Here is a 21,516-nt window from a genome sequence, read left to right as displayed (position 1 = left end):
CGCGCTCCGTATGTTTTCTTCGTTTCAGGGGAAAATGAACGGAAGAATTAGGAATGGAAAGAGTGATCAGATGTGAGTGCAGTCCCTCCCTTATGGAAGGAGCTTTATGAATCCGCGGATTTCGTATGCTGCGAACATCGCTTGAGCGCCGTTCCGTTGTTCATCGGCTACATCAAAACACTCACGGAGACGGAAGTGCTGCAGCGTCAGATTCTTGACTGTCTGAGCGACAATCCGAACGCAGGCTTCGAGGAACTATACCAGCTCATCCCTGTGGCGGAGAAAGAAATAAGCGAGGATTGGGACCGGACGCAGGACAAAATTTACCGCGGGTATGTCGCGATTCAGCCTGGTCTCGATGGCCAACGGTGGATGCTGATCAATGCTGCTGCATCCAAGGGACGCAGCGTCACGATTCCGGAAGTCGAATTCACCGTGGAAGGTCCGAAAGAAGGCTTCGTGGAGTCATTGGATACCAATCTGAACTTGATTCGCCAGCGAGTTCCTCACCCGGATTTGCGGATCAAAGAGCTCGCGGTCGGAAGTATCTCCAAGTCCAGAATCGCGGTCGTGTACATCAAGGGAATCACGAACGAACAATATCTGAATACGTGCATTCAGCGGATCGAGGATGTCCGTTTCGATCAAATTACGGACAGCACGCTGCTGCAGCAAATGATCGAGGATAATCCGAACTCCATCTTTCCGCAGACGATCGGGACCGAAAGGCCCGATTACGTGGCTTGGGCCGTTTGTTCGGGGCAAATATGCGTCTTGAAGGACGGATCCCCGACTGCGGTTTTCGCACCGGTCAATCTGGGGTTGTTCTTCATTACTTACGAAGATTATTATTTGCCCTGGATCATCGCTTCTTTGCTGCGGTTGATCCGGATGTTCTCCGTGCTGTTCTCGGTCTATGCGTCGCCGTTATACGTTGCCGTCATTACGTACCACGGTCAAGGCATATCCAACGTCTTTCTGCCTACGATCGTTTCTTCGCGAATCAATGTACCGTTTCCGCCGGTCGTGGAAGTGCTCATCATGGAGCTAGTCATTGAATTATTGCGGGAAGCGGGCGCCCGATTGCCTACGAAAATCGGACAGACGATCGGCATCGTCGGCGGTATCGTGCTCGGTACGGCTGCCGTCGAAGCCGCCCTAACGAGCAACTTCTTGTTGATCATCGTTGCCTTGTCGGCGTTGGCTTCGTTCACGACGCCTATCTTTCGCATGAGCGCCACCATACGCATCCTTCGATTTCCGTTTATTTTCGCCGCGCAAATTTGGGGGCTGCTAGGGATCGTCATCTGTACCCTGGCGCTGGTTGCCCACTTGCTGCGATTGACGTCTCTCGGCATGCCTTACCTGGTTCCTATTTATCCGTTCCGCACGGCCGACTTGTACGATTCGGTGATTCGTCCGCCTTATTCGAAATTCCATCATCGATTCACCTTTTTCAGATCGCCGAACCCCGTAAGATTCGAAAGAAAAAAGAAAGCCGCGGCCAAAAAAGACATCGACGAATGAACGCGCTTTGGGAGTGAGAAGAATTGAAGCTGAATGCAGCGGAGCATCCGCGTTTAACCATATCGTCCTTTCTCGTGTTCGTGTTGATTCATGCGATGCAATTCGGTCCCGAGTATGTTTCCATGTCGCTCAAGCCCATTCAGTGGGCCGGCCAAGATGTCTGGATCTCGGTCATCCTCTCCGGCCTCAGCCTCCACGTGATTATTTGGTTGATGTACCAAATCCTCAACCGAAGCGGGACGGATCTTATCCATATTCATCATCAATTATTCGGAAGATGGGGGGGCAGCGGGCTTAACCTTGCGTTTATCGTTTATTTTCTGCTCCTTGCCACTTACCAACTGCGGTTATTCATTGAAGTTATCCAAGTATGGCTGTTTTCGGACTTAACCACGTGGTCATTGGCATTGGTGCTGCTGCTGCTGGTGCATTACATCGTTTCCGGTGGCTTTCGCGTAGTCGTGGGGATTTGCATGTTCAGCCTGGTCCGCTATGTCACCATACTGGCCATGTTTTTTCCGGCGGTTTATTTTCACTTCAACAATTTATCTCCGGTATTCGATCATTCGCCAGGCGAGATCCTTCAAGCGAGCAAGGCATTGACCTTTCCCTTTATGGGGGTGGAGTCGCTGCTGTTCTGTTACACCTTTATCAAATCGCCGGAAACGTCGCAAAAATGGGCGCATTGGGCGAACTTGCTTACGACCGTATCGTATCTGTTGATTCTATTCTTCTCCCTATTGTTGTTCAAACCCGAACAATTATCGTTTGAAATCTGGCCGCAATTAACCAAATACAAATTCATCCAATTTCCTTTTATCGATCGGTTCGAATATATCGGCGCCACCTCGCAGATTTTGTGGATCATTCCCATCGTCTGCTTCTGTCTGTGGGCCGCAAGCCGAATAGGCAAAGTCATGCTCCAGGTAAGGCAAACGGCGGTGCTGCCGTTCTTATTATTGATCGTCTTTGCTGCCGTCTGTATCATTCCGGACCGCAGCCGCGTGGAAGACATTCAAGATCTGTTAGCCGGCTTCGGATTTTACATGATCTACGCGTACATTCCGTTCTTGTATCTCGTTGTCTTGGTCAGAACGAAAGTGAGAACGGCCACATGAAACGTTTTTTCATCGGGTTTCTGCTTCTAAGCGTTCTGTTGACGGGGTGCGTCAAGCAGGAGATTCTGGAGAAATCCACGATTTCGTTCGTCGGCGCTTTCGACGAGGCGCCGGACGATCAAATCGAATTGACGCTGGCACCGCCGAAATTCCAAGCGGGCAAATCGGATTCGGTGAGCAATATTCTAATCTCCAACACCGGCCATACAAGCAAAAACATCGCGGAATTAATGGACATGCAATTAAACCGTCCTATCAAAACGGGAAAAATCTCGGTGATCTTATTCGAAAAAGCGTTGGCGGAAAAGGGATTGGCAGACGAACTGGATGTGATTTTGCGCGACGCGCTCGCTTCGCGCAAACTCTATCTGGCCGTTGTCGATGGAAAAGCGAAGAAGCTCCTGCATGCCCATTTCAGCTCGAACGTGGAGAAAGGCATGTATTTGTTCGATTTGCTTAAATCGAACGTCCGGACCGGCTTTTTGCCCCGCCAAAATCTGAACGATTTCGAATATGCCTATCTCGGAAAAGGCATGGATCCTTTTTTGCCGATTCTCGCCTTGCACGACGGACATGTCCTGATTTCCGGATTGGCGTTATTCCAAGACGACCGGCTTGTCGCATCGCTGAACGAGAAGCAGATGAAAGTGATGAAGCTTCTGCGTGAAAACACGAAGTATGGGATACTCGAAGCGCAGCTGGATAACGGAACGTATGCCGCCGTCAAGAATGTCGGATCAAACGTGAAGTATCATGTCGGTCATGATCCGAGCGGTCCGAAGCTGACGATAACACTCCGGTTCAAAGGGGAAGTCGTCGATACCCGCGGATTCCAGCTGACCAGCCATGAGCAGCAGCGGATAAAAGACGGCTTGGAGAAAGAGCTGGCCGAGACAGGCAGAACGCTTATCAAGCAATTTCAAAGCAAAGGGATCGATCCGCTCGGACTAGGCGATATCGTAAGGAGCAAGACGAGGAACTGGAACGAAGCGGCGTGGAAGCGTGAATATCCAACGGCAAACGTGATTCTGCAGGTGCACGTGCAATTATTGGAAACTGGAATCAGGAAATAAAGACTTATCAGGCAAACGCCTGAAATTTCCTATTCGCGCGTTGTCACAATACGGTTTCCTTCATCGTTCTATGTGCGAAGTATTGAAAAGCAAGCCAAGAAACAACGAAGCGCCTCGCACGAGGCGGAATATAAGGGAGGAAATGAAGATGAAAATCGTAGTGATCGGCGGTACCGGATTAATTGGATCCAAACTCGTCCAAAACCTTAGCGGACTTGGGCATGAAGCCGTGGCGGCATCGCCATCCAGAGGAGTCAACGCCATTACCGGGGAAGGGCTGGCCGAAGCGCTGAGAGGCGCGCAGGTTGTTGTCGATGTGGCGAACGCGCCGTCTTGGGAAGACCAAGCCGTGCTTGAATTCTTCGAAACGTCCAGCCGCAATCTGCTTGCTGCCGAAGCGGCCGCCGGCGTGAAGCATCACGTCGCCTTGTCCATCGTGGGCACCGACCGCCTGCCCGAGAACGGGTACTTCCGCGCGAAGCTTGCGCAAGAGCGTTTGATCGAAGCTTCCGGAATCCCGTATACGATTCTTCGCGCGACGCAGTTTTTTGAATTCGTCGACGGCATCGCTGCTTCGTTCACGGAAGGAAACGCGGTCCGCGTGCCGTCCGTCTCGTTCCAGCCGATCGTCTCGGGCGACGTCGCAGCCGCGCTGACCGATTGCGCGGTAGAGGCTCCGGCGAACGGAATCGTCGAAGTGGCCGGTCCGGATCGGATGCGTTTCGACGAGCTTGTCCGGCTGTATTTGGAATCCAAAGGCGACCCGCGTCAGGTCGTCACGGATAACGGAGCACGATACTACGGCTCCGTGCTGGAAGCGGAGTCGCTTGTTCCGGAAGACAATGCAAAGGCTCGGATTGCTCCGACGCGCTTCACGGACTGGCTCGTGGGTTCGGCGTAAGCCGCGCTAAACGACCGACTCATGCAAGAAAATCCCGCCGATCGCTTAATGGATCGGCGGTTTTGCGTTTGACAAAGCGATGAATACGATCCGAGTGTTATTGGATGACCGACCCTGTAACCTGAAAACGAAAACGTTCCTATACGTTAAAAACGAGCAAAATTGGCGAAAGGACAAGCAATCGTTCGAGAATGGGCGATGTAAGCGAAGAATAACGCCGAAACAGGTGGAATTAGGCGTGGAAACCTATATGTAGTATAGTATAATGAGGAGTACACACAATATATAGTTGCCGTAACATCGGTAACAAATGTGCACGCGATTTAAAGGTACAGGAGAGGAAGGGCCAATCGGATGGTAGTGACGCGGAAATTGGAAGGTCTGAGCGAGAAAATATTTTTGGACCGCTATGCTCGGAAGAATGCGGATACGAGCAATACGGCAGTAGGAGACGTTGTCCTGGTCCTGACGAAGGACGATCCGAAATTCCCGGCCAAAGAGGTTGGCGAAGTGATCGGGCGGAGCGGCGCCGAAGTAACCGTGAGGCTTAGAAGCGGGGATACGGTGACAAGCAGCGTGGAGAAGCTGACGCTTACGATAGAGAAGACGCCGGAGGAAATGTGGGACCGCCTCGCCAATGCGATGGCAGGCGCGGAGAAGGACGGAGAGAAGCAGCAGACGTGGACAGAGCGATTCCGCTACATTCTGGATGACTGGAAGCTGGTGCCGGGCGGCCGGATTGCCGCAGGCGCCGGTGCGAGCGAAGAATTAACGTTGTTCAATTGCTACGTTATTCCATCGCCTAAGGACAGCCGCGGCGGGATTATGACGACATTAACAGAAATGACGGAAATTATGGCCCGCGGGGGCGGCGTAGGGATTAACTTGTCTTCGCTGCGTCCTCGCCGCGCGATCGTGGCCGGCGTTAACGGATCTTCGAGCGGAGCAGTGTCCTGGGGCGGACTGTTCAGCTATACGACTGGCTTGATCGAACAGGGCGGCAGCCGCAGAGGCGCGCTTATGCTCATGATCAATGACTGGCATCCGGACGTTCTCGACTTCATAACGGTGAAGCAGACCATGGGCCAAGTGACCAACGCGAACCTGTCGGTTTGCGTCAGCAACGCCTTCATGAAAGCCGTAAAGGAAGATCTGGAATGGGAGCTTGTGTTCCCGGATACGAAGGACCCTGAATATGACGAGCTGTGGACCGGCGATCTTGACGCTTGGAAGAAGCTCGGCAAACGGGCGGTGCCCTACAAAACCGTTCGCGCGCGCGAAGTATGGCATACGATCATTGAATCCGCATGGAAATCGGCGGAGCCTGGCGTCGTCTTCATGGAATATTACAATCAGATGTCGAACAGTTGGTATTTCAACCCGATCATCGCGACGAATCCATGTGGCGAGCAAGGGCTTCCGGGCTGGGGCGTCTGCAACCTGTCGGCGATTAACCTGTCCAAATTCTATGATGAAGACAACCATGATGTTGATTGGGTAGAATTGGCGAAGGTAACGCAATGGTCGGTACGTTTCCTCGACAATGTCATCGATACCACGCCTTATCACTTTGAAGAGAACGAGAGGAACCAGAAGCGCGAGCGCCGCGTAGGTCTCGGCACGATGGGTCTCGCTGAATTGATGATCAAGCTGCGCATCCGTTACGGCAGTCCGGAATCGCTTCTGTTCCTCGATAAAATATATGGTTTCATGGCGCGCGAAGCTTATCTGGCTTCCGCGGATATTGCCGCAGAGAAAGGCTCGTTCGACGCATTCGATGCGGAGAAATTCCTGCAAAGCGGCTTTATGAAGAACTTGGTCTCGGAGTTCCCCGAAGTAGGGGAAGCGGTGCTGGCCAAAGGCATCCGCAACGTTACCGTTATTACGCAGGCGCCTACGGGCAGCACGGGGACGATGGTAGGCACTTCGACGGGGATCGAGCCGTATTTCGCCTTCGAATACTTCCGCCAAAGCCGCCTTGGCTTCGACAAGCAGCTGGTGCCGATCGCTCAAGCTTGGAAGGATGCGCATCCGGGCGAAGAGCTACCGAATTACTTCGTAACGGCCATGGAATTGTCGGCAAAGGATCATATCCGAGCGCAAGCGGCGATTCAGCGCTGGGTAGACAGCTCGATCTCGAAGACGGCGAACTGTCCGAGCGATTTTACGGTCGAAGATACAAAAGAGCTGTATGAGCTTGCATTCGATCTGGGCTGCAAAGGCGTGACGATCTATCGCGACGGCAGCCGGGACGTACAGGTATTGTCGACGAAGAAGGAAGACAAGTCGGATTCGGCTGCGGGGGAAGCAGCTGTGGCGGCGGAATCGGTAAAAGAAGAGAAGCTTGAGACGCTTAACGCTGCACCGAATGCTCCAGTGACGTCGCAGGCGGAGCAGACCTTAGACAAGCAGTACAAACGCCGTCCTCAAATTCTCCGCGGAGCAACGTACAAGGTGAATACGCCATTCGGCATGGCCTATATTACCATCAATGATCTGAACGGCACGCCGGGAGAAATTTTCTTGAACGTAGGCAAAGCGGGCTCCGACGTCTTCGCGATGGCGGAAGCGCTGGGTCGCGTATGCTCCTTGTTCCTCCGTTATGGCGACCATGGCAACAAGGTGAAGCTCCTGATCAAGCATCTGAAAGGCATTGGCGGATCAGGCGCCATCGGCTTCGGCTCGAACCGCGTGGAATCGATCGCCGATGCGGTAGCGAAAGCGCTTGAGATTCATATCGAAAGCACCAACGAGCCGGCGGCGGCCTATGAGACGGCGACGGCGGCTCCGGCAATTATGGCTGCGGCACCGGTCGCGGAGGATTCGCATAAGCACGGCGAGGTCACCTCGCGTGACCTCTGCCCGTCCTGCGGATCCGCCTCGCTTCTTAACGTTGAAGGATGCAAACAATGCAGCAATTGCGGGTATAGCAAGTGTAACTAAGGCTTTGTGACTCAGCGCGGTCATGCCAATAAGACATATGTCGGCGATAATGAAAGCATCTTTGATGTCGCTTCGAGAGGTGTCTTATCTCGGTTTTCTTTTTTCACGCAAAGAGGATGCGACGAGCTTAAACGAGACGGCCGCGATATGCGAATTCTCACTTGTCGCATACGGGAAGAGAGATGACGATCAAAAAAAGCAAGCGGCATTTAGTTGCCGCTTGCTTTTTTCTTGTCCGTCACTTTCACGATTCCTTACATTTGTTTTGTCTTAAACAGCGTATTTATTGATCCGCCATTATTAATAATTTTGAGTGCAGTTGCGAGAAGCTCCGCCATTGGAAGAATAACGAACTTATCCGAATGGTTCGGGTCAATTGCGATGGTATCCGTAATAACGACCTTTTTAATGTAGGGATGAGACAGCTTCTCGAGCGCGTTATCCGAGAACAACCCATGTGTTGCACATATATAGGCGTCATTCGCGCCTCTTTTATGCAGCGCTTCGACAACATTCACAATCGTACCGCCTGTATCGATTAAATCCTCAATGATAATCGGAGTCATGCCTTCGACTTCCCCGATAATATGAGTAATTTTCGTTTTATTGTGAGCAGGGCGGTTCTTAATCATAATGGCAAACGGACAGTCCATGTAGTTGGCGAGCTTCTCGGCGGTTGTTGCCCGACCAGCGTCGGGTGAGACAACTACCGGATTCTTAATATGCTTTGACTTCAAATAATCCGTGATGAGATCCAAAGCGGTAATATGATCGACAGGGATATCGAAAAAGCCTTGAATCGCATCGGCATGAAGATCTACCGTAATAATGCGGTCAGCGCCTACAGTTGTCAGCACATCGGCTACGAGTTTCGCAGAAATTGGTTCGCGCGGGGCGGCTTTCCGTTCCTGACGAGCATAGCCGTAATATGGCATAACGATATTAATCGTTTTGGCTGAAGCCCGTTTAGCGGCATCAATCATAATCATGAGTTCAACCAAGTGCTCATTTACGGGATGAGACAAGGATTGAACGATATAGACATGAGAAGAGCGAATCGATTCGGTATAACGCAAGCTGATTTCTCCGCTTTGCAGCCTGGAAATCTCAATGTCTCCAAGCGGAACATCGAGCTGTCGGCATAGCTCTTCCGCGAGTGGGCGGTTCGATGAACCAGAAAAAATTTTTACGTTTTTCATATGCTTGACTCCTCCTAAAAAAATTGCTGTGCAATTCTTGCAGAGTTTCGAGAAAATTCTACGGACGTCTCAGCAATTTTATTTCGGGTTCTTATCGAAGAAAATCGAATGAAAACGAACCGGGAGCTGCATCCTGACGAGAAACTCAGGGTGTTTTAAGCCCATACAATACAGGGGGTTTTTCGACAGCCTGCAAGATTTGTTATGCAGTTTTTCATCGTAAGCCTAGTCTTTTATCCTCTTGCAGCATACAGTTAATGCCATTATATCCTTTCCCTTTGTAAATTCAAAATTACCCGTACCCGTATAAAAAGAACGGTCTTGAAAAGTCCGTGTAGACTTTACTGCCAACAGCCAGCAGCGCGTTATATTCGACCCGGCTAAGAACAGAAGTGAATTGAGCGAACAGAAAATTAAGCATATATTGGCGAAAGATTGCCTGCTACATAGAAACTTCTTCGCCACCTAAAGGATACTAAGGCGGTGATTGGAAAAATTTGAAATTCAGCGTCAATAGCGGTCTCTGTGTTAACCGATCGTCGATGCCATCCGCGGGTGTGGGAAAGAGTGATTGCCTAAAGCGAATTATGGGAATGCTTTTGACGTTATTATTAACGGAAGGGGTGTTCCTGTGAAAGCTTTGACCTATCAAGGAATGAAAAAAGTAAAGGTTAAAGAAGTGGAGGATGCCAAACTCAGGAAAGCGGACGATGTGCTTGTACGCATAACGACTACGGCCATCTGCGGGTCGGACCTGCATATTTATAATGGAGAAATTCCCAATATGCCGGACGATTTCATTGTCGGTCACGAACCCATGGGCATAGTGGAAGAGGTAGGGAAAGAGGTAACCCGCGTAAAGAAGGGCGACCGTGTCATCATCCCTTTCAATGTCGCCTGCGGACAATGCTGGTATTGCAATCATCAGCTCGAAAGCCAATGCGATAATGCAAACGAGTTCCTTCACGGCGACACGGGAGGTTATTTCGGTTATTCCGAAACATATGGCGGTTATGCAGGCGGACAAGCGGAGCTATTGCGGGTGCCTTATGGAAACTTCCTGCCGTTCAAGGTTCCCGAGGATGCGGAGATGGAAGACGAGAAGATTTTATTTCTGTCCGATATTGTTCCGACCGCATACTGGAGCGTGGATAACGCAGGAGTAAAACAAGGCGACACGGTCATTATCCTCGGCTGCGGGCCGGTCGGTCTGCTGGCCCAAAAATTCGCATGGCTTAAAGGCGCAAAAAGGGTGATTGCCGTCGATCATGTGGATTATCGGTTAGAACATGCACGGAAGACCAATAACGTGGAAACGTTCGACTTCAAGGCAACGGATAATCTGCTCGGCCACTTGCAGGAAATCACGGGAGGCGGAGCTGACGTCGTGATCGACGCAGTAGGATTGGATGCCGAGAAGACGATTATCGAAAAAGTGGAAACCCTGCTCAAGCTTCAAGGAGGCGGACTCGGCGCGTTTCGGATGGCGGCTAAGTTAGTCCGCAAGGGCGGCACGATCCAAGTGACCGGCGTGTATGGCATGAATTACAACGCCTTTCCGTTCGGCGATCTATTCGCGCGAAACATTACTTTGAAAATGGGACAAGCGCCGGTCATCCATTATATGCCGGAACTGTATCGCCAAATAAAAGAAGGCGTGTTTGATCCGACGGATATTATCAGCCACCGGATCGGCCTAAGCGAGGCAGAGCACGGGTATAAGATCTTCAACAATAAAGAGGACAACGCGATGAAGATTATTTTGAAGCCGTAAGTTGTTCCGGGTAATTATTTGTTAAGGTCAAGAAATTGATCGTGTATGAGACAAGATTATAGATCAATTGAAATCCGCCTTTTGCGCGGATTTTTCTTTCTATGAAATTGAATATGCACTTTCGCCCGTCGGGTATAATACCCATGGGGGTGATTTACCATGAAATGCGTTTACTGTGAAAACATCCAACAAATAAAAGGGATGAATCATAAATGCTACATCTGCTCTATAATCAAGCGCAAGAGGTAAGCATTCAAATAACCCCTAGTTATCCTTTGCTATCGCCGTTTGAACGGAATATTTATGCTATGAAGACTGTGAATAAAAATCAATGCGTTGAGGAAACTTATGAACGGATTTCAAAGGAAAAAGAAGGGAGCACATCTATGAACCAATCAGCAGATGCAATGACGGCAAAGGAGTTGGAGTATATTGCCGACTCCATGTCCAACGAAGATTTATTGCTTAAACAATGCGTGGTCGCTGCGGCTACCGTTCAAAACCCGCAAATAAAACAAACCGTAAATCAGTTGATGAACAAACATACCCAGCATTATCAGACGTTGTTAACGATGATGGAACAGCACAGGCAAATGGCTCCGACGCAACCTCAACAATAAGAGGAGGATATCATGAATAGTCCGTTAAGCTTACCTGAAGAAGACATCGCAAATACAATTTTGGCGGATTTAAAGAGGGTTACAAGGGAATATGCGACTGCCGCTACCGAATCTGTATGTCCTCAAATCCGGCAAATGTTTACGGACCTGTTGAACGAAACCCTTACGATGCAAGGGGATCTGTATACGACTTTGAAACAGGCCAACTTGTATAATGCCTCATCGCCTGTCCTGCAGCAAGAAATAGACAAGCAAGTCGTGCAATATAAGCAAACGCAGCAAAAAACAGTGCAATTTGCTCAACAAAGCACTGTTCAATTTCAATGACGCCCAGTTGTCCTTTGCATGATGCAATACAAAGCAAGGTGAGGGTGCATGGAATCCACGAATGAATTCGGTGAAATAAGAGTTGCAGCAAGAATAGTTTTTTAACGACCGTCTACAAAATCCGTTGTAGCTGGTCGTTTTTTATTCTTATTGCGATAAGCACAGAGAAGAGGGCAGAGGGAATCATCATGCGTTGACATATGCGCGTTTAAGGAGAGGGAACGGGTGTTCTTCTTTAGTAATATGTCCGGCAAAGGTTGTTTATATAGTTTGGTTATTACCATCCTAGTCAGCGGTTTGTTTTATTTGATTGGCAATATATTTGGTTTTCCTTTTCTCCTCTTTGTCCCTTTCGTCTTTCTGCCTTTTATGTTTAAAAGAAGATAACGGACATGCGGAACGTATATTAACATTCCTTAGAGGGAGAACCAAAGCTGAGTTACAAATCTGCCGAGGACAACGATTTCGATTGGGGCTGGTAGGGGATCCCCTTATCCAAATCGGAACGGATGCCGGCCTTCTTGAGCAGTCGGTGAAAATGAATCAAGTCGTTCTAGGTTCCGCTATGGCACGTAAGCGCCAATGTGCTTATGGTCAGCAGCCCCTTTCCGATAACAGCCCATGCGGTATACCCTATCCGACATATACTGCGTTGTACCTAAATTTAAGGAGCTGACTGCATTGGGATATGGTAACGTTGGTGGCGTTGGTGGAGTAGGTTGTGGCGGCGGATTAGTCGGCGGATTCAGCGGGGGTATTCTCGTACTGTTCATTCTGTTGGTAATCATTTCACGGGGATGTTTTTTCTAAACCTGAACACCACATTTTAACCCTGTTGCATCCACCTCCTGGGTTCAATAGCATTGCCTGCGGATAAGGCCTACCAACCGGACGGCTGGCCTTCCTTAATCTGAAAGCACCCCTCCATCGGGGTGCTTTTTCTCATAGGGATATTAATTAGGTTGAATCACAGGGGGCATTGAAGACCCAGATTCCGTGACAGGTCGAGCTCTTTGAACAAGATCCCAACTTACTATTTCACCTTCGTCAGAGGCTCAAGATGTAGGCGCACTTTAACATTGATCTTCATAGTAGACCAATGCCGATCCCATGTATCTCTGGTTATTGGTTTGGAGAACGGTTTAGCAGCCAACCCCCCGATTTGAAGGGGGTCAATTTGCAATTTTTGCATTTGGGATACCAAGCGGATGACACTCTCCTCCAAGTACCGTTCGATTTTTTGTGTGAGAGCGGCATATTGGAAGTTATCCTCGATTCTTGCAAGCGAATCCAATTCATCAATTCTTCCCTTCACGTCGATTTCGACGGACAGGGATGATAAATCCGGGGTTAGTTTCTTGCGGGTATGCGCGCGAATATTCCCTAGCGTAACCGACAGCTCAGGGAGAACTAAATATCGTACGAATCTGTCCCTATACAACAATTGATTGATTTGATCGTCCTTTCTGCGTATCTCCGCAACCATACTGTCCCGGTCGAAAAATGCTGTGCCTTCGTACAGGAACTGTTCGCCTTCCGCTCGAAATACGGGTAGCTGGGGATCGGAAACCTGAGAGTACAGCATTTTCATAAACTGGTGCAAATTGACGACAGTGATTTCGCCTTGTTTTTTCTTCTCGTAATGTTTGAACATGCGATAAAGGTAATAATCGATATTGTCTGTTTCACCCAAGTGCCTGGCGAGGAACTCATTAAAGTTGCCTTTCGTGATGACTAAATACAGCCGTTGCGAGATGTTCGGATCGGTCAGGACGGTATTGATAAGACGGGTCAATCCCCGTTTCGCATAAGCTTCGTCCACGAACAGCAAGCGGATTTGACCGGCTTTCAGTTCGTTATAATAGGTCAAATTAAACCCCTTAGTGCCTTCATTCAATAGAGAGACCTTAAGGGTAAGGACTCGCTTCTTCTCCTTGATAAGAGGAGGGACGAGCGTGCTGATTGTTATCTTTCCGTCTTCTTCTCCTCCACTCTGCACGGACCAGAAAATGATCGGCGTGATTTCTTCGATCATGTTGTTTTCAGGTACGAGGTCGCAACCGCATGCGAATGTCATCAATGAAAACGATAGCAGCACAAGCGTTGCTCGTACGAAGCGTTTCATGACGTTGGCCTGGCTTTGCGCTTGATCGCGATCCAGACGACAAGGGGCACTAACAAGTAAGAGGCGGATCCTGCCCACATCTGCAGGTCGAGCCAAAATGCTTGCTCGAGCCCGGGCTCCCAAAACCATTTACTGATCGGAAGAGTGACGGCCATCGCCGCACAGCCGCTAATGATCAGGCCAATACGCGTAGTGCTTGTCTTCGTCTTGACTAGAAAACGAGATGCGCCATATATCATTAGCACGAACAAGGCGATTGAGTAAAGGAAGCTGAACATATAGGCCGAGATCAGGATGATATCGATCCTTTCGAATACAGGAGATTGCAGATAGCGCCCCATCTCCACGTTCGGGTATTTGATGGTTGGCAAGTATTTGGATCCGTAGAAGAGCAAGGACGCGATGGAAATAAAGAGATACTCGCCAACCGAGATGGCGTTAGCGATCGTCAAATATTTTAGCATTTTCCGTTGCGGATTCAGCCAGCATGAAATAGCGATTAAAAATTCAGGTCCGGAGAACGACGAAAAAACGAGCAGCAGGGATTTCCAAGCAAACGGCTCTGGTCCAATCGGAATGAGAGGGTATAGATCGTGAATCGAATTTGATTGCACCAAAAAATACGGAATATACAACAAGAAGATCCAAATCGTTCCAATGAACACGACCGTTACGAACCTTACCATGTTTTCCATTCCAAACAATGCCAAATAGCAGCTAAGGATAAAAGGAAACACAATATGCCATTCTCGGTCCATAGAAGGAAAAACAAATTGGTGCATGATATCGGCATAACTGACTGAAATGAAAGAAATTTTGAGCAAAAGGAGGGGCAAGCTTGCCAACGCTAATACTTTGATGCCCGTTTTTCCGAATAATCTTTCAAAACCCTGGTAACCTTGGGCAGAGTAGGGAGTTGCGAACCACTTGGACAGCAAATATAGGCAAAATTGCGAGGCTATGCCCATTGCTACAATCGCCAACAACATATACGGTTGAACGAGGGCTGAGGGCATGACAATCATGTAATACAGCATTTGAATCCTATTGGTGAGGAAGAGCGCGTAAAAACCGCTTTCTTGATGTGAGGTTTTTCGAAACAGCGATATGGTTTGCATGGGGTTCATTTACTCCTTCGGCTATTACGATATTTGTTCAAAGGACGCAATGCTTCAGGACGAATGCGCATAGCGTGTAACGGCCCTCGGACGAAGAGATCGACCCAATCTCTCCAATAGAACGGAGATACCGGCGCCAAATAAGGTTGATTCAAGGACGTAAGCCCGTTCAGATGGGCAAGCATGCCGACGAGTCCAAGCAAGATACCGGGAACGCCCAAGTAGGACGCGAGAATCAAGAATATGAATTGAAGCAGTAAACTGGATTTGGTGACCAGATAGTTTGGAACGAGAAAAGTGGAAATCGCCGAAATACCTGCCAAAACGATTAGCACTTTGCTTGCGAATCCGGCTTCTACCGCAGCTTGTCCGATGACGATTCCTCCAATTACCCCCAAGTTTTGGCTCGTTTTGGTCGGCATTCTTAGGCTGGCTTCCTTGATAATTTCTAGCGTAATAAGAATAATAAACGCTTCCCAGAAGGGAGATAGCGGCAGTTTGCTACGTGACTCGATGATTACATATAAAATTTGCAGGGGAAGCATTTGATAATGATGTGTCGTTAATGCCACATAAAGTGGAATTAACGTAATAGAAAGAAGGAAACTGAGATAGCGTAACGGCCTCAAGAAGCTAGCTACCAACCAGCGGTTAATATAATCCTCCGGCGACTGAAACAAGTGAAACAGCGTTATCGGAGCGACTAAGGCGAAAGGTGTGTTATCGACGAGAATGACCAATTTTCCGATGCCTAGTGAATACGCGCAGGAATCCGGTCGATCGGTCTGGAGATATTGAGGAAAGATGCTGTGATAATGGTCTTCCATAAAGGCTGCAACATGTGAAGAGTCCAAAAACATATCGAAGTCGATGCTGGAAAGTTTTCTTTTCGCGACCTCTACAAATTCCGGATTGATTAGTCCGTCTATGTACATAAGGACTACGGTTGTTTGGGTTAAGGAGCCGACGGAGTACCTCTCTGTTTTAAGCGCTGTTAAAGGCAGCCTCCTTCTAATCAGCAAGATGTTCTGCTCCAGCTGTTCGCTGAAACTGTCTTTCGGGCCGAACATGATTGTTTCCGTCTCTGAAGTTTCGATGGACCGGCTGAGCGAATTGGGAAGCATAATCGCTTGCCATCGCCCGCTGGATGAGTCGTGAATCAGCACTGAACCCTTCATGAGATACTGGAAGGCTTGCTCCAAATTGGATAAACGTGTAATTCTTGCAGCGCTCAAGCTCTTTTCCGCCGCACTTTCGAATGATCGAACGAGAGGCACAAGAATTGATTCGTTAAGACGCTCCTGATCGATTAAGGTTCCAAGATAAATAAATGTCAAACGAAGTCCATCGGTAGTCTCTCGATCAATTATCTCCGCGTCCTCCATTAGGGTGAGGCGCTGCTTTAAAGCTTCTAAAGAAATGGCTGTCATCGTTCGTTCACCCCCTGAATCAGCGCGCGCTGAGATCTCCTTTATTATGCCTTTCTGTATATCGATTTAAACTAACGATGGAGGTAAGAAGTTAGTTTATAACTCTGAGTAATGACAGAATAATCCTGTATTCAAGATAGGTTTCAGAGCAAAATAACGAGTGTAATATAAGTTGAGCTGTGCCTATACACATTGGCTAGTCAACAATTCATCTATGCATCTTAATTACCAATGGAGGTTACATATGCATCGTGTCAACCTTGATCAACATTCTTTTAATGAACAGGTGTTCAAGTACGCTTCCTTTGGAATCGCACTGTTGGCTCCTGATGGCTTAATTCTAACCGGTAATCCTGCATTTGAGCGGATAATTGGATATACAAAAGAAGAGCTCGATGGCAAGCGATTCGGATGTTTTTCGCTTCCTGATGATACTGTCCAGAACATAGATGACCTAAAAAATCTGATGGGCGTTGAAACGGAGGCTCACTTGGAAAAGCGCTATATTAGAAAAGACGGTGTGGTAATCTGGGGGCTTCTGTCGATTCAGTTATTTCGTGATGAAGAGGGGCAACCTCTTTATTACATTGTACAGATCATAGATATTACCAATCAGAAAGAATCCGAACAGCGTCTTCAAGAAACAGTAGAACGGTATACATCGTTGAAGAAATACAACCATGACGCCGTTATTTCATTCGATTTACAAGGGAGAGTGATCAATGCAAACGCTGTAGCCGAGAAACTGACGGGCTACAGCGTCGAGAGAGAACTAATCGGCATGGAGCTTTCTAATCTCATTGGACAAACCCACGTGGATCATATTTTGACGGACGCGCTTCATGACAATACGGTGGAACAAGGCATAGATAAAATGATCAACAAGAACGGCGGTGCCGTTGAAGTGCTCACGAGCATTGCACCGATCTTTGTAAGCGGGCAGAACATTGGCTTCTACCTCATCTGCAAGGATATTTCCGAACAGAAACAACTGGTGCTTGCCAAGGAGTCGGCAGAAGCCACCAACAAAGCCAAAAGTGAATTCCTGGCTATGATGAGCCATGAAATCCGAACGCCGATGAACGGCGTAATCGGCATGACTGATCTCTTGCTTGATGCGGATCTTAACGATGAACATAAAGAGTATGTGAAGATCATTCACAAAAGCGGTCAAACGCTTTTAGCCATTATTAATGACATTCTTGACCTTTCGAAAATCGAGGCGGGAAAAACGGATCTCCAAGAAGATACTTTTGATCTGCGAATCAGCATAAAAGATAGTTTTTCAGTTGTTTCTTCGAGGGCAGAGAAAAAGGGGCTGGAACTGACCTATTCGATCCATCACGATGTGCCCGATTACATATTCGGTGACGCCGATCGCCTGAAACAAGTATTACTGAATTTGATTAGCAATGCGGTTAAATTTACGCCGAGAGGCAAGGTATCGGTTATCGTTAAGAAAGTAGCGGGGCCGCAACCGCTTATTGGATTTACGATTAAGGATACGGGTATTGGGATTCCGCCATCGCGGCTTGAAGAAATCTTCGAGCCCTTCACTCAGATCGACCGCTCCAATTCTAGCGAACACGAAGGGACAGGTTTGGGTCTTTCCATAAGCAGAAGAATCGTGGAATTGATGGGAGGTGAAATCTATGCCGAAAGCGACGGCATAAACGGATCATCCTTTCATTTCACCATTCAGCTGAAAGAAAGTATGACATGCGAATTCAAATCCCCCCAATTATTAAATCAACACATTATGAGCCAAGCGAATATTTTAATTGCAGAGGATAATGCAATCAACACGTTTGTACTTCAGAAAATGTTGGAGAAAATGGGACACAGGGTTACAGTGGCCCTCAACGGAAAAGAAGCGATTGAAGCAGCGCTTAAAGATACCTATGATTGGATTTTTATGGATATCCATATGCCGATCATCAATGGGTTGGATGCAACTCGAGCTATCAAAGAAAAGCTAGCTCCAGAGAAGTGTCCACGTATTGTAGCGGTGACTGCAAATGCGATTAAAGGCGATCGTGAAAATTGCTTGGCGGTAGGAATGGACGCTTACATAAGTAAGCCTATAAATCGAGAAGCCATTGAGAAGCTTTTGGTTAACCCCGATCTAATTTAGAACCCAGAGCATTTCTGATGCGAGCAATTAGGCTGCCAATGATCGATACGTAGAAAAGGCATAAAACAAACCATTTCGTATTGGAGAGGTAATTTGAAGATAGATCTAGTATTTGAATTTGATTTAAGTAATGAATTATCGGCAACTATACAAGAATTATTAAACGCCAGTTTTCCAGATGTTTATCCTAAAAACAGAATATATTTTAAGCAACTACCGCATTTTAGATTTCTAGCTTTTAACCAAGAAAATCAACTTATAGGGCACGTTGGATTAGATTATAGGGTGATGAATCTAAATGGAAAACCCGTGAGAATACTGGGTGTAATTGATTTATGTGTTTCACGAAACACTCGCTCCCAGGGAGTGGCTTCAACGCTGCTTGGAGAAATCGATAAGTTTTCTGTGCGACGAAATATTGACTTTGTACTTTTATTTGCAGATAACATGACCTTGTATTTGAAAAATGGTTATAAATTAGTAAAGAACCGATGTAAATGGTTGAAAATCGATCATGAAACTCTGATTACAAATGGCATAGGGTTTGAGGCAATTGATGAATTGATGATTAAGGAAGTAGGAAGAATCGCTTGGAGCGAGGGGGATCTAGATTTTTTAGGCTATCTTTATTGATCTAACGCGGAACGATAGTTAAACGTAAAGTGGGGCAGTTTGCCGGTGGCAGCTGCTCCATGACGAACGAAGGACTGGCTACCGCGTTGGTTGGATGCGATGTCGTCGTCGACGCCAGCAACGACACGTCGAATGCGGAGCAAGTACTGGTGGAGGGCACGAAAAGGCTACTTAATCAGAGGCGGTGGCGGGAGTCCGGCATCATATTGGTGTACTTGGTTGTGCATGCGAGCGATAATTTTGTATGATGAAAGGAGCAACGGAAACGGGAAGCGGGTGATTGCAATCTTTTATTGGCTAGCGCTGCTAATGACGGTCGTGGATCAAATCACGAAACTGATCGTGCGTTTGAACATGCAGGTCGGAGATACGCATCCGGTTCGACAAGGCATTCTGCAGTTTACTTATTATCAGAATTCCGGTGCAGCCCACAGTACGCTGCAAGGCTACGGAAGAGCGCTTGGCGTGATCGCCGTGGCTTTCATCGTATTCGTGGTCTACTATCGAAATAAACAAGCTGCGAATCGCCGTTGGATGGATGTCGGATTAGCCTTCCTCGTGGCGGGAGCGGCCGGTAATGGCGTGGAACGGTTATTGTTCGGCAAAGTAACGGACTTTTTGCAATTCGGATCCGGACAAGGGATTATGAACATCGCGGATTTGTCTATTAACGTTGGCGTGCTCGTGGTCGTCGTCCAGCTAATCGTAGAATCAAAACGAACGAAACGAACGAAAGAGAAACCCTCCTACTAAAGAGGGTTTTTTTCGTTTCATTGAAAATCTCACACACGCAGATAAAGCGACGCCAATGGTTGTAACATACATCGGTGAAATTTAAGGATGGAGACCGATTAGGCAAGCAGCCATTGACATAGTTATAAACGTAATAGTAATATTATAACTATGAAGAACAAAACCAAAACATCCCAACGGTCTCCGCTTGCGCTAGCCGTCCTTGCCCATTTGGCCGAGGAACCGATGCACCCTTACAGAATGCAGCAGCTGATTAAAGAAAGAGGAAAGAACGATGTCGTCAACGTCCGTCAGCGCACGAGTATTTATCAGACCATTGAGCGCCTGCTGAGGGATGGACTTATTTCGGTTCGAGGCACGTTAAGCGAAGGAGGACGTCCCGATCGAACCGTTTACGAATTGACCGAGCAAGGAAGGGAAGTCGCGCAAGAGTGGCTTCGGGAGATGCTTTCGGTCCGATCCGCGGAATATCCGGATTTTCCCGCAGCCATCTCTTTTCTTACCCTTCTGACGCCGGAAGACGTCCAGCGTCAATTCGAGAAGAGGGAGACCGGTCTTCGGGAAGCCATCCAACGCCTGGATGAGCAGCTCCGCACGTACCAAGAGAACGTTCCGCGTTTGTTCATGCTGGAAGTTGAGCTTAGCCGAGCCGTGTTGGAGGCTGAGCTTGGATGGTTGAGCGCCGTCATCGATGATTTTCGCAGGGGCGAACTCTACTGGAGCGAGGAATGGATACGAGAAATAGCGGAGCGGATGTCCAGTCAAGATTAGCAGCACAGGGATAAGCATACGAATTTGCGTTTCGATTAGAAGGTACCAACTAAGGAGGCGGTATTAATCGTGCATGCATCCCCAATTCAATCCAATGCGGCGACGATGGATCCTATCTACGAAGTCGGCTCCGTAATTTCCAGAGACGGCACCGCGATCGGTTATCGTCAATTCGGTCGAGGACCCGGCCTAGTGGTCGTACATGGCGCCAATTTATCTTCGCACAACTTCACGCAGCTCGCGGAGCGGTTAGCCGATGCGTTCACGGTCTACGTTCCCGACCGCCGAGGTCGCGGTCTAAGCGGACCTTTCGGCGAAGAATACGGCATCCGGAAGGAAGTCGAGGATTTGGAGGCGCTCCTTGCCCGAACAGGCGCCCGCTATGTATTCGGAATCAGCTCGGGAGGGCTTATCGCGCTGGAAGCAGCACTCGCTTTGCCCGCGATTCGCAAGGTCGCCCTCTACGAACCAGCGCTGATGATGAATGCTGCGCGGACGGCATGGTTAGCTCGTTATGACCAAGAGATCGCCCAAGGCAAGACGGCCGCCGCTCTCGTCACTTGCTTGAAGGGGCTGCAGCTTGGCGGGATGGTGCTGAATGCGATCCCTCGCCGGCTGCTCGAGTCCATGACGAACAAGATGATGGATAGCGAGGACAAGAAGGCGAAGAAGGGCGACGTCACGATGAGAATGCTGGCACCGACGCTTCATTATGATGGGCGATTGCTCGTCGAGATGACGGGGAAGCTGGATCGCTTTAGGTCGTTGAGCACCGAGTCGCTGTTACTTGGCGGCAACAGAGGCTTATCGTACTTGAAGCCTGTGCTCGTTGCATTGGAGGAAGGGCTAGCGAATTCCAAACGAGTCGAATTGCCCGGACTTGATCATGGCGGAGCCTGCGATGTCAGCAATGCCAATAGAGGCGGCAAGCCGGAACTGGTGGCGCAGGAGCTGCGGCAATTCTTTGCCTAAAGCACAAGGTTTCAATTTCGACCGCCTGCAGCCGCTCAAGAAGCCCCCAGCGATGGGGGCTTATTTGACGTTATAGAGATGGAAGAATGGTACTCGTT

General features: G+C 48.6%; 18 protein-coding genes. 14 read left to right on the top strand and 4 right to left on the bottom strand.

What is annotated here, in order from left to right:
• Nucleotides 1–72: 72 nt before the first annotated feature.
• The 5 genes from AC0YNU_RS06460 to AC0YNU_RS06440 all read left to right on the top strand — a co-directional run bounded on the left by AC0YNU_RS06460 (nt 73) and on the right by AC0YNU_RS06440 (nt 7,562).
• On the top strand, nt 73–1,527 hold the full coding sequence (locus AC0YNU_RS06460; protein ID WP_475754427.1) for a spore germination protein: 1,455 nt from the start codon (nt 73–75) through the stop codon (nt 1,525–1,527).
• Nucleotides 1,528–1,550: 23 nt separating this feature from the next.
• Nucleotides 1,551–2,645 (top strand): GerAB/ArcD/ProY family transporter, encoded by a 1,095-nt coding sequence (locus AC0YNU_RS06455; protein WP_475754425.1) that lies wholly within the window; start codon nt 1,551–1,553, stop codon nt 2,643–2,645.
• Nucleotides 2,642–3,718 (top strand): Ger(x)C family spore germination protein, encoded by a 1,077-nt coding sequence (locus tag AC0YNU_RS06450; protein ID WP_475754423.1) that lies wholly within the window; start codon nt 2,642–2,644, stop codon nt 3,716–3,718. Before AC0YNU_RS06455 ends, AC0YNU_RS06450 begins: the two co-directional genes overlap by 4 nt.
• Before the next feature lie 148 nt (nt 3,719–3,866).
• Nucleotides 3,867–4,619: an SDR family oxidoreductase gene (locus AC0YNU_RS06445; protein WP_475754421.1), complete on the top strand. Its 753-nt coding sequence runs from the start codon at nt 3,867–3,869 to the stop codon at nt 4,617–4,619.
• A 354-nt stretch (nt 4,620–4,973) separates the two neighbouring features.
• Entirely contained in the window at nt 4,974–7,562 is a 2,589-nt protein-coding gene (locus AC0YNU_RS06440) for an adenosylcobalamin-dependent ribonucleoside-diphosphate reductase (protein WP_475754419.1), read from the top strand.
• A 254-nt stretch (nt 7,563–7,816) separates the two neighbouring features.
• Here the strand turns inward: AC0YNU_RS06440 and AC0YNU_RS06435 are convergent, their stop codons facing one another.
• Nucleotides 7,817–8,761, bottom strand: coding sequence for a ribose-phosphate diphosphokinase (locus AC0YNU_RS06435; protein ID WP_475754417.1), 945 nt, complete (start codon nt 8,759–8,761; stop codon nt 7,817–7,819).
• 631 nt (nt 8,762–9,392) lie between these two features.
• Here AC0YNU_RS06435 and AC0YNU_RS06430 point away from each other — a divergent pair.
• The 3 genes from AC0YNU_RS06430 to AC0YNU_RS06420 all read left to right on the top strand — a co-directional run bounded on the left by AC0YNU_RS06430 (nt 9,393) and on the right by AC0YNU_RS06420 (nt 11,482).
• Nucleotides 9,393–10,535 carry a zinc-dependent alcohol dehydrogenase gene (locus AC0YNU_RS06430; RefSeq protein ID WP_475754415.1) on the top strand — a complete coding sequence of 381 codons (1,143 nt, stop codon included), beginning with the start codon at nt 9,393–9,395 and terminating at the stop codon, nt 10,533–10,535.
• 212 nt (nt 10,536–10,747) lie between these two features.
• Nucleotides 10,748–11,155 carry a hypothetical protein gene (locus AC0YNU_RS06425; protein ID WP_475754413.1) on the top strand — a complete coding sequence of 136 codons (408 nt, stop codon included), beginning with the start codon at nt 10,748–10,750 and terminating at the stop codon, nt 11,153–11,155.
• A gap of 12 nt (nt 11,156–11,167) precedes the next feature.
• On the top strand, nt 11,168–11,482 hold the full coding sequence (locus AC0YNU_RS06420) for a spore coat protein (RefSeq protein ID WP_161741439.1): 315 nt from the start codon (nt 11,168–11,170) through the stop codon (nt 11,480–11,482).
• Nucleotides 11,483–12,515: 1,033 nt separating this feature from the next.
• On the opposite strand, the gene AC0YNU_RS06415 is transcribed toward AC0YNU_RS06420, so the two are convergent.
• From AC0YNU_RS06415 to AC0YNU_RS06405, 3 genes are read right to left on the bottom strand one after another with little or no spacing between them, the layout of a single operon-like run.
• Nucleotides 12,516–13,607 (bottom strand): Ger(x)C family spore germination protein, encoded by a 1,092-nt coding sequence (locus AC0YNU_RS06415; protein ID WP_475754411.1) that lies wholly within the window; start codon nt 13,605–13,607, stop codon nt 12,516–12,518.
• Nucleotides 13,604–14,725: a GerAB/ArcD/ProY family transporter gene (locus tag AC0YNU_RS06410; protein WP_475754409.1), complete on the bottom strand. Its 1,122-nt coding sequence runs from the start codon at nt 14,723–14,725 to the stop codon at nt 13,604–13,606. Before AC0YNU_RS06410 ends, AC0YNU_RS06415 begins: the two co-directional genes overlap by 4 nt.
• A gap of 5 nt (nt 14,726–14,730) precedes the next feature.
• The gene (locus AC0YNU_RS06405) at nt 14,731–16,155 is read right to left on the bottom strand and encodes a spore germination protein (RefSeq protein ID WP_475754407.1); all 1,425 of its coding nucleotides are present in this window, start codon (nt 16,153–16,155) and stop codon (nt 14,731–14,733) included.
• 244 nt (nt 16,156–16,399) lie between these two features.
• Between AC0YNU_RS06405 and AC0YNU_RS06400 the strand changes: the two genes are divergently transcribed.
• From AC0YNU_RS06400 to AC0YNU_RS06375, 6 genes are all read left to right on the top strand, one after another.
• The gene (locus AC0YNU_RS06400; RefSeq protein WP_475754405.1) at nt 16,400–18,289 is read left to right on the top strand and encodes a PAS domain S-box protein; all 1,890 of its coding nucleotides are present in this window, start codon (nt 16,400–16,402) and stop codon (nt 18,287–18,289) included.
• A 93-nt stretch (nt 18,290–18,382) separates the two neighbouring features.
• The gene (locus AC0YNU_RS06395; protein ID WP_475754403.1) at nt 18,383–18,922 is read left to right on the top strand and encodes a GNAT family N-acetyltransferase; all 540 of its coding nucleotides are present in this window, start codon (nt 18,383–18,385) and stop codon (nt 18,920–18,922) included.
• Nucleotides 18,923–18,981: 59 nt separating this feature from the next.
• Nucleotides 18,982–19,170, top strand: a complete 189-nt coding sequence (locus AC0YNU_RS06390; protein WP_475754401.1) for a hypothetical protein — start codon at nt 18,982–18,984, stop codon at nt 19,168–19,170.
• A 28-nt stretch (nt 19,171–19,198) separates the two neighbouring features.
• Nucleotides 19,199–19,675, top strand: coding sequence for a signal peptidase II (gene lspA, locus AC0YNU_RS06385; protein ID WP_475754399.1), 477 nt, complete (start codon nt 19,199–19,201; stop codon nt 19,673–19,675).
• 150 nt (nt 19,676–19,825) lie between these two features.
• Complete coding sequence (locus tag AC0YNU_RS06380; protein WP_475754396.1) at nt 19,826–20,446, top strand: PadR family transcriptional regulator; 621 nt, start codon at nt 19,826–19,828, stop codon at nt 20,444–20,446.
• Nucleotides 20,447–20,515: 69 nt separating this feature from the next.
• The gene (locus AC0YNU_RS06375) at nt 20,516–21,418 is read left to right on the top strand and encodes an alpha/beta fold hydrolase (RefSeq protein ID WP_475754394.1); all 903 of its coding nucleotides are present in this window, start codon (nt 20,516–20,518) and stop codon (nt 21,416–21,418) included.
• Nucleotides 21,419–21,516: the final 98 nt, after the last annotated feature.

The organism is Paenibacillus sp. J31P316 (genome assembly GCF_056269105.1).
Note: the sequence above shows the minus strand (reverse complement) of the source record. Positions and strands in the feature narration are given on the sequence as shown.

What these genes read in the sequence shown, in the direction of transcription:
- AC0YNU_RS06445 (WP_475754421.1), top strand. Translation starts at nt 3,867, where the DNA reads ATGAAAATCGTAGTGATCGGCGGTACCGGATTAATTGGATCCAAACTC.
- AC0YNU_RS06410 (WP_475754409.1), bottom strand. Translation starts at nt 14,725, where the DNA reads ATGCAAACCATATCGCTGTTTCGAAAAACCTCACATCAAGAAAGCGGT.
- AC0YNU_RS06405 (WP_475754407.1), bottom strand. Translation starts at nt 16,155, where the DNA reads ATGACAGCCATTTCTTTAGAAGCTTTAAAGCAGCGCCTCACCCTAATG.
- AC0YNU_RS06420 (WP_161741439.1), top strand. Translation starts at nt 11,168, where the DNA reads ATGAATAGTCCGTTAAGCTTACCTGAAGAAGACATCGCAAATACAATT.
- AC0YNU_RS06415 (WP_475754411.1), bottom strand. Translation starts at nt 13,607, where the DNA reads ATGAAACGCTTCGTACGAGCAACGCTTGTGCTGCTATCGTTTTCATTG.
- AC0YNU_RS06390 (WP_475754401.1), top strand. Translation starts at nt 18,982, where the DNA reads ATGACGAACGAAGGACTGGCTACCGCGTTGGTTGGATGCGATGTCGTC.
- AC0YNU_RS06440 (WP_475754419.1), top strand. Translation starts at nt 4,974, where the DNA reads ATGGTAGTGACGCGGAAATTGGAAGGTCTGAGCGAGAAAATATTTTTG.
- AC0YNU_RS06425 (WP_475754413.1), top strand. Translation starts at nt 10,748, where the DNA reads ATGCTACATCTGCTCTATAATCAAGCGCAAGAGGTAAGCATTCAAATA.
- AC0YNU_RS06450 (WP_475754423.1), top strand. Translation starts at nt 2,642, where the DNA reads ATGAAACGTTTTTTCATCGGGTTTCTGCTTCTAAGCGTTCTGTTGACG.
- AC0YNU_RS06435 (WP_475754417.1), bottom strand. Translation starts at nt 8,761, where the DNA reads ATGAAAAACGTAAAAATTTTTTCTGGTTCATCGAACCGCCCACTCGCG.
- AC0YNU_RS06380 (WP_475754396.1), top strand. Translation starts at nt 19,826, where the DNA reads ATGAAGAACAAAACCAAAACATCCCAACGGTCTCCGCTTGCGCTAGCC.
- AC0YNU_RS06400 (WP_475754405.1), top strand. Translation starts at nt 16,400, where the DNA reads ATGCATCGTGTCAACCTTGATCAACATTCTTTTAATGAACAGGTGTTC.